Here is a 12,361-nt window from a genome sequence, read left to right as displayed (position 1 = left end):
CCGCCCAGGCGTTGATTCGCGAAGCGGGCATACATGATGCCGACATGAGTACGGTCGCCTTGCCAAGGCGCACCGATAATCCGTCATCAGAAACTATCAGGATGATTCCATGATCATTCGCCAAGCGCTTGCTGCCGATCACCCTCGGCTGCTCGATATCTGGCTGCGCGCCGTGCGCGCAACACATCACTTCCTGCAGCCGTCCGACATCGACGCACTGCTGCCACAACTGCGCGATGTCTACCTGCCTGCCGTCGAGCTGTGGGTGGCTGTTGACCCTGAAGACAAGCCGCTGGGCTTTATCGGGCTCAATGAAAACCACGTGGAAATGCTCTTCGTCGACCCCGACCTGCACGGTCAGGGTATTGGCCGGGCGCTGCTGGACTACTGCCGTAACGCGCGCGATACCCTGAGCGTCGATGTGAACGAACAGAATCCGCAGGCCGTGGGCTTCTACCTCCACTACGGCTTCGTGCAGACCGGGCGTTCGCCGCTGGACGGCGAAGGCCGGCCGTTCCCGTTGTTGCACATGGCCTTGCCTGACAAGGCTTGAGCCGCGCTCCCTCTTGCCCTGCGCGGCCACTCCTACAGAGCCTCGCAAACGCTTAGAACGTCCCCTGTAGCGTGACCATGAAGTTGCGTGGCTCGCCATAGAAGTTCCCCCACGCCGGCGCGCCAATGGTGGCGTAGTACTTCTTGTCGAACAGGTTGTTGCCATTGAGTGCGACCGTCCAGTGCGGGTCGATGCGGTACTGTACGCGGCCATTCCACAAGGTGTAGCCCGGCTGGACCACCTTGGTGCTGCCGGTCTTGCGGAAGTTCTCGCTCTGGCTGTTCAGACCCGCACCCAGCGTCCAGCGGTCCAGCGCGCCATCCAGCTGGTAATCACCCCAGACCTTGAGCATGTGGCGCGCAATGAAGCTGGAGGTGAAGGTCAGCTCGGTCGGGTCGGTGTCGTTGAGGGTCTTCAGGTACTTGGTCTGGGTATAGGTGTATCCCGCCAGCAATTGCAGGCGTTCGATCGGCGCACCGCTGACCTCGGCCTCGAAGCCCTGGGCGCGGACCTTGCCACTGTCGGTGTAGCAATAGCCGTCACCGGAGCCCAGGCAGCTGTCGGCATAGTCGGTTTCGGCACGGTGTTCCTCGACGGTGCGGAACAGGTTGAACGAGGTGTTCAGCGCGCCTTCGAGCAGTTCACCCTTGATGCCGATTTCGTAGTTGGCGCCGGTTTTCGGCTGCAACGCCTGGCCTTGGGCATCTACCAGGTTGCTTTGCGGCTGGAAGATGTCGGCGTAGCTGGCATAGGCGGTCCATTGCGGGTTGAGGTCGTAGAGCACGGCGGCGAACGGCGTGACCTGGCCGTTTTCCTCGCTGCGGTTGTGCACCCAGTAATCGTAGGCCTGGGTATAGGAGTCGCTCTTGTTGCGGTACCAGCTCACCCGTGCGCCCAGCACCAAGGTCAACGGTTCGGCCAGCTTCAGGCGCAGGTTCGCGTAGGTGCCGTACTGGGTGGTGGTGGAGTCGGTCGGCTCGCTGCCACCGCGGATCGGGTTGACCAGGTAGTCGGTCGAGGACGGGTGTGGGAAGTTCGCCGACGGGTCGAATGGGTTCTGACTGCCGCTAAGTGACATCAGGGCAAAGTAATCGTGGGTTTTCTGGCGGCTGGCGTTGGCGCCGATGATCACTTCGTGCTGCAGGCCAAAGGCCTCGAACTTGCCATCCACATAGCTATCGAAGCCGTAGTCGGTCTGGTCGTAGTCGAAGTTGCCGGCATAGCGCTTCATGCTGGCGCTGGTGGCGCCAACCGGGACCGTGCCTTCGGAATAGCCGTATTCGATGTCCTGATCATTATGGGTGTAGACCGATGCGAAGTTCAGCGACCAGTCGTCATTGAAGTCATGCTTGAGGTCGGCGAAGCCGGTGACCCGCTGGCTTTGCTGGCTGTTCCAGCGGGCGCCCAGGCAAGTGGAGCGCGACAGCTTGAGGTCGCTGCCGTCGGCGTAGCGCGGCAGGCCGTGGTAGCACGGCGCGGCATCGACATCCTCGTAGGCCAGCCCGACACCCAGGGTGGTGTCGGGTGTCACGTCCCAGTCGAGGGCGCCGTAGTACACCTGGTCCTGGCGGTCGGCATGGTCGTAGAAGTACCGGCGGTCCTGCACGGCGGCCACGGCGCGGCCGCGCACGCTGCCCGAGTCGTTCAACGGGCCGCCCACATCCACCTGGCTGCGGTAGTTGTCCCAGGTTCCGGCGGACAGGGCCAGGTGGGTGGTGGCCTTGTCCTGGCCGCGCTTGCGTACGAAGTTCACGCCGCCTGCCGATGAGCCGGAGCCTTTCATCATGCCGGCCGCTCCCTTGAGCACTTCGACACGGTCATAGAACGCCATGTCGCTGGAGAAACTGTTGGCCTGCACGTAGTTGCCGCCCACGTCCAGCGGCACGCCGTCGTACTGGTACTGGCCGTCGAGGTTGAAACCTCGGGAATAGAAGTACTTGCCGCCCATGGGCGAGTCGTACACGGTGATGCCCGGGGTCTTGTCCAACACTTGCTCAAGGGTATTGAGGTTCTGGTCGTCGAGCATCTTGCGGGTCATCACGGTGACCGACTGAGGTGTTTCCTTCAGCGTGTGCACGCCTTTGCCGATGGTCACGGCGCTGGCGGTGTACGACTGGGTGCCTTCGCTGGTTGCATCGAGCCGGTTGGCATCGATGTTCAAGGGACCCAGTACCATCGCGGCGTCATTTCTGGTCGGTAGCAGGACGTAGCCGCCGTTGCCCAGGCGCTGGGCTTGCAGTCCACTGTTGCCGAGCAGGCGAGCCAGGCCCTGGTCGACGCTGTAGCTGCCCTCCAGGCCATTGCTGTTCAGGTGACGGGTTTGTTCAGTATCGAATGAGATAGTAACGCCGGCCTGCACGCCGAACTGGGTGATCGCATTGCCCAGGGGCCCGGCGGCCACATGGTAGGTGGTCTGGCTCTGGGCCATGGCATCGCCTGGCATCAGCAGCAGGCCGGGGGCGCTGGCAAGGGTCAGGCCGAGCACCGCCCGGCGTACGGCCTGGCGCAGGGGGCTGGCGGGTGTGGGGTGAACATGGGGCATTGCGTGATCCTTCCGTGTCATGGCAGAAAGTCGCTGTCGTCGCGGCTTGTGTCAGGGACGGACGAGAATCGAAATCAGCAAGGTTCGCAGTGAAGTTTTTTCCACCGGCGATTCAGGCGGGTTCTACGCTGACCCAGTAACGGCTCAGGTAACGCACCCGTACCGGCAGGGTCTGGTCGAGGTTGGCCAGGGCAATGTCGGTATCGTCGATGCGGAATGCCCCAGAGATGCTCAGCGAGCGAATCGACGCGGCACAGCGCAGCACGCCAGGCCGGTAACGCCCCAGTTCCTCGATGAAGTCAGCCAGGCGCCAATCGTTGACGCTCAGCATGCCGTGTTGCCAGGCAGTCGAGTCGGCGGGCAGGCGCTCTGTGGGGCTGATGTGGTCCCCGTCGAAGCTGGCCTGTTGCCCCGCGTGCAATGGCAGCAGGCGCTCAAGGTGGTGCTGGGGGCGCACCTCGACGGCAGCCTGCAGCACGCCGACGCGGGTTTGCCTTGGCAGTTTGCGTACGCTGAACTCAGCTTCCCGGGCGTGGATGCTGCCGTCATCGGTGTGCACGATGAAAGGCCGCTGCCGAGGGTCGTGGGTGGCCTTGAGCAGCATCTCGCCGCTGTATAGCCTGATCGTTCGCAGTTTCTGGTCAAGGCGAACGTCGAGCGCGGTGTCCACGTTCAATTCCAGTTGCGAGCCGTCTTCCAATTGCAGCGAACGCCGTTCGCCCGTTGCGGTGCGCTGCTGGGCGAGCAGGGCGCGACCAGGCACCTGATCGACGGCCAGCCAGCTGCCGCCGCCCAGGGTCAGCAGCAGGCCCAGCACTTTCAGCACGTCGCGGCGCTGCGCCTGGGCGGCACCGAGGCCATTGAGCGCTGCCTGCGCCGGCATCAGTGCCCACTGTTGCTGAAGCTTCTCTACCCGCGCCCAGGCGGCGGTGTGCGCTGGGCTGGCCTCCAGCCATTGGCGCCAGGCGTGGGTGCGCGCCACGTCGGCGGTACCGTCGTTGAGTTGCACATACCAGGTGGCGGCGGCTTCGAGGGTCTTGAGCTCCAAGGGTCAGTCCTCGACCAGCAGCAGGCAGCGGGTCATGGCGCGGATCAGGTGGTTTTTCACCGTGGTCACCGACACCTCGAAACGTTGCGCCGCAGCCGCATAGGTCAGCCCTTCCAGTTGTACCGCAAGGAAGATATCGCGGGTGCGCGCCCCCAGTTCATCGAGCAGGCTGTCGATCGCGACCAGCATTTCGATGATGGACAGGCGGGTTTCCGGTGATACTTCGACGGGCTCCGGGCGCAATGCCAGCGCTTGCAGGTAGGCCTGCTCGATGGCGCGGCGGCGTACCTTGTCGATCAGCAGCGAGCGGGCGATGGCGCTGAGGTAGCTGCGCGGTTCACGGATCGGCAGTTGGCTGCGCGCCGTCATCACGCGCAGGAAAGTATCGTGGGCCAGGTCGGACGCATCGGCGGCGTTGCCAAGGCGCATGCGCAGCCAATGCTTCAGCCAGCCGCTGTTTTCGCTGTACAGCCGGTGAATAGCCGCGTCATCGAGCGCCGACATAGAGATCAATCCATAATCTAACTGGGAATTGTTCGCATTGTTGCGGCGCAGGCCGGCAATTGCAAGTGCTCTCAGCGGGTTACTTTCAAGGCTAGCGGGTTGGCGACGTTTTTCGGCGCACCTTCGGAAAATGCCAGCACATTGTCGAAAGCATCGCCGAAGTACAGCTCGTAGCCGTTCTTTTCCACATAGCCAAGGTGCGGCGTGCTCAGAATCCGTGGGTGAGTGAGCAGGGGGTGGTTCGGTTCGAGTATCGGCTCCTGTTCGAACACATCCACCGCAGCGAAGCCCGGCCTGCCGGCGTCGAGCGCCTGCAGCAGGGCCTCGGGGGCAATCAGCTCGGCGCGGCTGACGTTCACCAGCAAGGCATCAGGTTTCATCCGCGACAGGTCGTTCAAGGTTACGCGATGGCGCGTTGTTTCTGACAGCCGCAGGTTCAGGCTGACGATATCTGCCTCGGCAAAAAATGCTTCGCGCGATGTTGCGGCCCGGTGCCCGTCCGCTTCGGCCGCCGCCCGACTGTCTTCGCTGCCCCACACCAGCACGGGCATGTCGAACGCCTGGGCATAACGCGCTAGGCGCTGGCCAATCTTGCCGTAGCCCCAGATCCCCAGCAGCTGGCCAGCCACTGCCTGGCCCAGGTTGACCTGCCACTGGCCTTGCTTGAACGCTTCGATCGCCGGCACCAGCTGGCGTCGGGCGTTGAGCATCAGCGTCCAGGCAAGCTCCGCCGGTGCCACTGGTGAGCCGCGGCCCTCGGTGACCACGATGCCACGCGCCGTGCAGGCTTCAAGGTCCAGATGGCCGGCGACCTTGCCGGTCTGGCTGATCAGCTTGAGGTTGGGCAGCCGGTCGAGCAGGGCGGCATCGATGCGCGTGCGCTCACGGGTGAGAACCAGAGCGTCGGCCATGGCGAAGCGCGCGGCCAGTTCGTCCAGCGAGGCGGGTTGCTTGTCGTGGAACACGCTCACATCGTGCCCGGCCAGGCGCTTGAAGCAGTCGAGTGAGCGGATTACATTCTGGTAGTCATCGGGAATGGCAATGCGCATCATGTTCGGTCCTGAAGGTGAGTTGCCCCTAAGCATAACGCGCGTTCTGAGCGGCGGTGTCAGGCTGAAGTCACTGGCCAGCCTTGGTGATGCTCCACCAGAAAATCCACAAACACCCGCACCCGCGCCGGCATGGCCGGCCCGCCGACGAACACCGCATGCAGCGGCTCGCGGTCGCCCGGGTTGTAGTCCTCCAGCAGCGCCACCAGCTGCCCGTTTTTCAGCTCATCGGCCACGGTAAAGGTCCCTATCCGTGCAATTCCCGCCCCCAGCCTGGCCAGTTGCGCCAGTGCCTCTCCACTGCTGCACTCGATATTCCCCGTTACCTTGAGTGAAAAATCCTCCCCCGCCCGGCGAAACGGCCAGTCCGGTGCTGCCCGCCGGAAGTTGAAGCGCAGGCAGTTGTGCTGCGCCAGATCCTCCGGCACCTGCGGCGTACCACAGCGTGCAAGGTATTCGGGCGAGGCCACCACCACCTGGCCGGTATGGCCGATGCAGCGCGCGCTCAGCGAGCTGTCCGGCAACAGGCCAAAGCGCAGCGCCACATCGGCCTGGCCACCATGGATATCGGCGATTTCGTCGCTCAGCGTCAGGTCGACCAGCACCTGCGGATACCGCGCGCTGAACGCCGTTAGCAACGGCACCACCGTCAACCGCCCATGCCCGAGCGCTGCACTGACCCGCAACCGACCGCGCGGTACGCCCTGATCGGTGATCGCCTCTTCCACTTCCAGCATGTCGGCCAAGATGCGCCGCGCCCCGCGCAGGTAAGCCTCGCCCTCGGTGGTGAGGTTGATTGCACGGGTGGTGCGCAGCAACAGGCGTGTGCCCAGGCGCTGTTCGGCGCGGGCGATGATGCGGCTCACCGCCGAGGGCGTCAGGCCCAGTTCGCGCGCAGCGGCAGACAGGCTGCCGGCATCCACCACCCTGGCAAACACCTCCATTTCCCCGGATCGCCCGTTGTAGTCCATCTGTGCCTCCAGCGCAAAGGTGGTTGCCGTAAAACCGGTCTAGTGGGTTTGAAAGCTTGATCGTAGCATTCTCGTCATAGATAAGGAGCCTTGTATGCGTATCAATCCCCCTCTCGTGGCACTCGCCATCGGCGCCTTCGGCATCGGTGTCACCGAGTTCGCCCCCATGGGCATGCTGCCCGGTATCGCCGCCGACCTCGGCGTGTCGATCCCGGCGGCAGGCCTGCTGGTCAGTGCCTACGCGCTAGGCGTGCTGATCGGTGCCCCACTGATGACCCTGGCCACCGGCAGAGTCCCGCGGCGTTACCTGCTGATCGGGCTGATGGCCATCTTTACCCTGGGCAACTTGTTGTCGGCCCTGGCCACCGATTATCAGAGCCTGCTCATTGCACGGGTGGTGACCTCGCTGAACCATGGCGCGTTCTTTGGCGTCGGCTCGGTGGTGGCGGCCAGCGTGGTACCGCCCGAGAAGCGGGCAGGGGCGGTGGCCGCCATGTTCATGGGCCTCACCTTGGCCACCATTGGCGGAGTGCCGCTGGCCACCTGGTTCGGTGAGCTGCTTGGCTGGCGCACGGCGTTCTGGGGCATCGCCGGCCTGGGCCTGGTGGCGATGGCTTCGCTGTGGTTCGCGCTGCCTGATATGCCGCTGCCGAAAAGCGCCGGGTTGATGGCCGAGATTCGCGTGCTGGGGCGTGGGCCAGTGCTGGCGGCGTTGACGCTGACCGTGGTCGGCTCCAGCGCGATGTTCACCGTGTTCACCTACATTGCGCCGATCCTGCACGCCCAGGCACAGGCGTCGACGACCTTCATCACGGCCATGCTGGTGCTGTTCGGCATCGGTTTGACCTTGGGTAACATGTGGGGTGGCAAGGCGGCGGACCGCTCGATCGAGCGGACCTTGATGGTGTCGCTGGCGGTACTGATTGCCGTGCTGCTGTTGTTCCCGGCCACGTTGGGCTGGTCGCTGCCGACCGCGGTGGCGATTCTGGTGTGGGGTATCGCCAGCTTCGCCCTGGTACCGCCGCTGCAGATGCGCGTGATGGAAGCCGCCAAGGACGCGCCAAACCTGGCGTCGGCGGTGAACATCGGTGCGTTCAACCTGGGCAACGCGATCGGTGCGGCGTTGGGGGGGGCGGTGATCAATGCGGGGCTGGGGTATCCGGCGGTGTCGTATGCCGGGGCAGGGATGGCGGTGCTGGGGCTGGTGCTGACCATCGCCTGGCGGGCGCGGCCAGTGGTGCCGGTGCAGCACACGGCGGTATAACTGACAGTGGGCTGCAAGGCAGCCCGTTTCTGTAGACTTGCCCAGCCCCGCGATAAGGAAATCACCATGCATCCCTCTCCGGCCGACATCGAAGCCCTGCTGTCATACCAACCCCAGCTCTACCCCAATGGCGTGGCGATCAAGACTTACACCCTCCAGCAAGGCAGCCGTTGGCCCGACTATGAAACAGTGGTCAGTGCCTTTTATGAAGAGGCCGGAAAGGACTGCTGGACCGACATCAACTACCGGCCTGTCGCCGACCACCTGCTCAGCGCCCCCGACACCATCGCCCAGGCCACCTTGCCCCAACTGCAGAGCCTGCTGACCTACTGCGTGCGTGGTGAACGCTTCTGTGACGGCCATTGGGCGGCAATGATCGAAAAGGGCCACGTGCTGCACATCCTCACCCGTTTGGCCGCGTTTGCCTGAGCGCACACAAATGGCTTGGCTCGACGCCTTGGCGTAAATTAGAATCGGTCGCATTTACGCCTTTCCAGAGCCTCCCATGATCGACATCGCGCCGCCCCCGGAGCCCAGCCTGCCTACCCTCTACCGCGAACACCGCGGCTGGCTGGAAGCCTGGCTGCGCCGGCGCCTGGGCAACGCCTGGGATGCCGCTGACCTCAGCCAGGACACCTTCCTGCGCGTGCTTGCCAGCGCCCAGCCGCTGGCGGACATTCGCGAACCGCGTGCTTACCTGCTGACCGTGGGCAAGCGCCTGCTGAGCAACTTCCATCAGCGCCGCAACCTCGAACAGGCCTACATCGACGCGCTGGCACAACTGCCCGAACAGAGCCTGCCATCCCTCGAGCAGCGTTGGATCCTGCTGGAAACCCTACAAGCCCTGGATGAGTTGCTCGAGGGCCTCAAAGCGCCCGTGCGCAGGGCCTTTCTCTGGAGCCAACTGGAGGGCCTGGGCTACGCCGAAATCGCCGTGCGTCTCAATATTTCCGAGCGCACGGTCAAACGCTACATGGCCCAAGCATACGAGCACTGTCTGTTGGCGGAGTTGTAATGGCCGCGCATTGCGCCGAAGCCCGCGAAGTGGTGCGCGCCGCCGCCCGCTGGCTGGCACTGCTCGAGTCTGGCGAGGCGAGCCAGGCCGACCTCCAGCGCCTGGCGCGCTGGCGCGCCAGCGATGGCCTGCACGAGAGCGCCTGGCAAAAGGCCCAGCTGCTGCGCCAACGGTTCTCGCAATTGCCCGCTGAACTGGCCATGGCCACCCTTGACCGCCCGGAAGCTAGTCGACGGGCGTTGCTCAAGCAAGCCCTGGGCATCGCCGCACTGATGCCGACGGCCTGGTTGTTAAGCCGTCAGTTGCCGTTGGAAGCCTGGACCGCCGATGTGCACACTGCCGTTGGCGAACGCAGGCAGCTGACCTTGAGCGACGGCACCACGTTGCAGCTGAACACCGACAGTGCCGTCAACATCAACCTCAAGGCGGGGCGCATCAGGCTCGTGCGCGGGGAGGTGGCGGTCAACGTACCCGAAGCAGTCAACCTGAGCCTTCAAGTACCGTTTGGCCAGGTCGGTATCAGCGGTGCCGAGGTCTGCGTGCGCCTGTTCGATAAGGCTTGCCGCGTGCTGGTCTCCCGCGGGGTTGCGACCTTGCAGCCGTTGCGCGGCACTGCCATCACCCTGCAGGCCGGCCACCAGGCCAGCCTGCAGGCAACCGGCCTGGGGCCGATCTCGGCCGTTGACGACCTGCTGCTGGGTTGGCGCGACGGCATGTTGCGCCTGGACGACCGGCCTTTGGGCGACCTGCTGCACGAACTGCGCAGGTACCGCGCCGGCCTGCTGCGTTGGGCGCCGGAGCTGGAACGCCTGCGGGTCACCGGCACCTTTCGCCTCGACGACACCGACCGAGTGCTGGCGCTGCTCGCCGCCAGCCTGCCCCTGGTTGTGCATGCCCGCACCCGTTACTGGGTGACGCTGGCCCCGCGAGAAAATCGTGCCTGAGGCTGTCCCCTTTTTTTCCCTCGCCGGTCATTACCGGTAAGAGAACGCAAAGGGAGCCTGTTTCAATGCCAGCCGTAACGCCATACCGCCTCATTCCGCTGGGGTTCGCCATGAGCCTGTTGCTGAACGTGCCTGCCTGGGCCGACGAGCCCGCCCGCCGCAGCTACCAAGTGCCTGCCGGCAACCTGGGCGCCGCGCTGACCCGCTTCGCCGACCAAGCCGGCATCAGCCTGTCGCTCGACCCTGGGCTGGTCAGTGGCCGCCAGAGCGGCGGCCTGTCCGGCAGCTACAGCGTCGACGAAGGCTTCCTGCAACTGCTGCGCGGCAGCGGCCTGCGTTTGCAGCCGGTGGGCGAGGGCGCCTTCACCCTGGTGCCCGCACCCCAGGGCGCCGATGCCCTGGAGATCGCCCCCACCACCATCGTCGGCGGCCAGGCTGCGCCCAGCGACGGCCAGCCTTATGCTGGCGGCCAGGTCGCGCGCAAGGGCTCGCAAGGCCTGCTCGGCTCGCGGGACTTCATGGAAACACCGTTCAGCATCACTACCTATACCAGCGACCTGGTGAAAAACCAGCAGGCCCGCACTCTGGGCGACCTGGTGGCCAGCGACCCGTCGGTGCGTGCCACCAACCCGGCAGGCGGGCGTTTCGAGCAGTTCACCATTCGCGGCTTTAGCCTGTTCAACAGCGATGTGTCTTACAACGGCCTGTACGGCATCTTGCCGACCTATTCCATCGACATGGAAATGGCCGACCGTGTCGATATCATCAAGGGCCCCAGCCAGCTGATCAACGGCATCTCGCCGCGGGGCAGTGTCGGCGGCGGCATCAACGTGGTGCCCAAGCGCGCCGGCGACAAGCCGATCACCGAGTTCACCGGCAGCTACGCCTCGGGCAGCCAGGCCGGTGGCGCAGTGGATGTCGGCCGCCGCTTCGGCGAAGGCGAGCAATTCGGCCTGCGTTTCAATGGCGTGAAGCAATCCGGCGACACCGAATGGGACCACCAGAGCGTCGACCGCGAAATGGCCGTGCTCGGCCTGGACTTTCGTGGCGAGCGCCTGCGCCTGTCGGCCGACTTCGGCCACACCGAGCGCGACACCGACGCCCCGCAGGAGCGCGTACTGGTCGGCGCCAATGCCCAGGTGCCGAGTGCCAACCACGTGCGCCACAACTATGCCCAGGCCTGGAGCAAAGCGCGTACCGAAGACACCTTCGGCGCGCTGAATGCCGAGTACGACATCAGCGATTCGCTCATGGCCTATGGCGCGGTCGGCGCGCGCAAGAGCAACCATGACTTCCTTCGCCACAACGTGTCGATCATCAACGACGCCGGTGACTTCACCGTACAGCCGCGCGACTTCACCCGCGACGAGTCGGTGCGCACCGCCATGGCCGGGCTGCGCAGCTGGTTCCACACCGGTCCCGTCAGCCACGAACTCAACCTCGCCGCCAGCTACTTCTACATGGACTTCACCAACGGCGGCGCGCGCTATGCATCGGCGCCAAGCAACCTGTACAACCCTGTCGCCACGCCAACGCCCAGCACGCCGACCCGCACCGACGCCGAGGTGTACACCGAGAACCGCTTTTCCGGCGTCGCCCTTGCCGACACCCTGGGCTTTTTCGACGATCGCCTGCTGCTGACCCTCGGCGCCCGCTGGCAACGGGTCCAGGTCGATGACTGGAGCGATGGCGTGAAGGGTGACACCGCCTATGACGAGGAAAAGGTCTCGCCCTCGGGCGGTGTGCTGCTCAAGGTCACCGACCAGCTGTCGCTGTACGCCAACTATATGGAAGGCCTGAGCCAAGGCAAGATCGCGCCGTCGACCTCGATCAACGAAGACCAGATCTTCCCACCGTTCACCAGCCGTCAGGTCGAGGTCGGCGCCAAGTACGACTTCGGTCGCGTCGCGGTCACCGCCAGCGCCTTCCGCATCCGCCAACCGGCCTACGAGACCAACGCCACTTCACGGGTGTTCGGCCTCAATGGCAAACGCGACAATCGTGGCATTGAACTCAGCGTGTTCGGCGAGCCACTCGACGGCGTGCGGGTACTGGGCGGAGTGATGTACATCGACAGCGAACTGACTGACACCGTGAATGGCACCTTCGACGGCAACCGCGCCCCGGCGACACCCGAATACAACGTCAATCTCGGCGCGGAATGGGATGTGCCCGGGGTGAGCGGGCTGACGCTGACGGCGCGGGGTATTCATTCCAGCTCGCAGTACCTGGATCAGGACAACAGCAAGCAGATCGATGGCTGGGAGCGTTTCGACCTAGGCGCGCGCTATGCCTTCCAGGTCGACACCACCGAGGTTACCTTGCGCGCCAGTGTCGAGAACGTGATGGACGAGCGCTACTGGGCATCGGCGGGAGCGTCGGATGACAGCGAGCCAGGGCTCACCCTCTCCACGCCGCGCACTTACCTGCTATCCGCTACCCTCGGGTTCTGACCTGTGGGAGCGGGCTGC

Annotated in this window: 11 protein-coding genes; 6 read left to right on the top strand and 5 right to left on the bottom strand. The window is 64.7% G+C overall.

Annotated features, from left to right (window positions below; genetic code table 11):
- Positions 1 to 109: 109 nt before the first annotated feature.
- On the top strand, positions 110 to 553 hold the full coding sequence (locus tag APH28_RS26490) for an acetyltransferase (RefSeq protein ID WP_060513380.1): 444 nt from the start codon (positions 110 to 112) through the stop codon (positions 551 to 553).
- 52 nt (positions 554 to 605) lie between these two features.
- Here APH28_RS26490 and APH28_RS26485 read toward each other — a convergent pair whose 3' ends face one another.
- The 5 genes from APH28_RS26485 to APH28_RS26465 form a co-directional block, all read right to left on the bottom strand.
- Positions 606 to 3,095 carry a TonB-dependent receptor gene (locus tag APH28_RS26485; RefSeq protein WP_060513379.1) on the bottom strand — a complete coding sequence of 830 codons (2,490 nt, stop codon included), beginning with the start codon at positions 3,093 to 3,095 and terminating at the stop codon, positions 606 to 608.
- Between the two features lie 112 nt (positions 3,096 to 3,207).
- Complete coding sequence (locus tag APH28_RS26480) at positions 3,208 to 4,143, bottom strand: FecR domain-containing protein (protein ID WP_060513378.1); 936 nt, start codon at positions 4,141 to 4,143, stop codon at positions 3,208 to 3,210.
- Positions 4,144 to 4,146: 3 nt separating this feature from the next.
- Positions 4,147 to 4,647: a sigma-70 family RNA polymerase sigma factor gene (locus APH28_RS26475; RefSeq protein ID WP_060513377.1), complete on the bottom strand. Its 501-nt coding sequence runs from the start codon at positions 4,645 to 4,647 to the stop codon at positions 4,147 to 4,149.
- A gap of 71 nt (positions 4,648 to 4,718) precedes the next feature.
- Positions 4,719 to 5,696 carry a D-2-hydroxyacid dehydrogenase family protein gene (locus APH28_RS26470; protein ID WP_060513545.1) on the bottom strand — a complete coding sequence of 326 codons (978 nt, stop codon included), beginning with the start codon at positions 5,694 to 5,696 and terminating at the stop codon, positions 4,719 to 4,721.
- Between the two features lie 59 nt (positions 5,697 to 5,755).
- Positions 5,756 to 6,667, bottom strand: coding sequence for a LysR family transcriptional regulator (locus tag APH28_RS26465; protein ID WP_060513376.1), 912 nt, complete (start codon positions 6,665 to 6,667; stop codon positions 5,756 to 5,758).
- A gap of 94 nt (positions 6,668 to 6,761) precedes the next feature.
- Here APH28_RS26465 and APH28_RS26460 point away from each other — a divergent pair, with 94 nt between their 5' ends.
- From APH28_RS26460 to APH28_RS26440, 5 genes are all read left to right on the top strand, one after another.
- Positions 6,762 to 7,931, top strand: a complete 1,170-nt coding sequence (locus APH28_RS26460; RefSeq protein WP_060513375.1) for an MFS transporter — start codon at positions 6,762 to 6,764, stop codon at positions 7,929 to 7,931.
- 66 nt (positions 7,932 to 7,997) lie between these two features.
- Positions 7,998 to 8,360, top strand: a complete 363-nt coding sequence (locus APH28_RS26455; protein WP_060513374.1) for a DUF6508 domain-containing protein — start codon at positions 7,998 to 8,000, stop codon at positions 8,358 to 8,360.
- Positions 8,361 to 8,436: 76 nt separating this feature from the next.
- Complete coding sequence (locus APH28_RS26450; RefSeq protein ID WP_060513373.1) at positions 8,437 to 8,946, top strand: sigma-70 family RNA polymerase sigma factor; 510 nt, start codon at positions 8,437 to 8,439, stop codon at positions 8,944 to 8,946.
- Complete coding sequence (locus APH28_RS26445; protein WP_060513372.1) at positions 8,946 to 9,890, top strand: FecR domain-containing protein; 945 nt, start codon at positions 8,946 to 8,948, stop codon at positions 9,888 to 9,890. Before APH28_RS26450 ends, APH28_RS26445 begins: the two co-directional genes overlap by 1 nt.
- Positions 9,891 to 9,955: 65 nt before the next feature.
- Positions 9,956 to 12,343, top strand: a complete 2,388-nt coding sequence (locus tag APH28_RS26440; protein ID WP_060513371.1) for a TonB-dependent receptor — start codon at positions 9,956 to 9,958, stop codon at positions 12,341 to 12,343.
- The last annotated feature ends 18 nt before the right edge of the window (positions 12,344 to 12,361 follow it).

The organism is Pseudomonas sp. NBRC 111124 (assembly GCF_001320245.1).
Classification (GTDB): Bacteria; Pseudomonadota; Gammaproteobacteria; order Pseudomonadales; family Pseudomonadaceae; genus Aquipseudomonas.
This window is presented reverse-complemented; position numbering and strand designations above follow the sequence as displayed.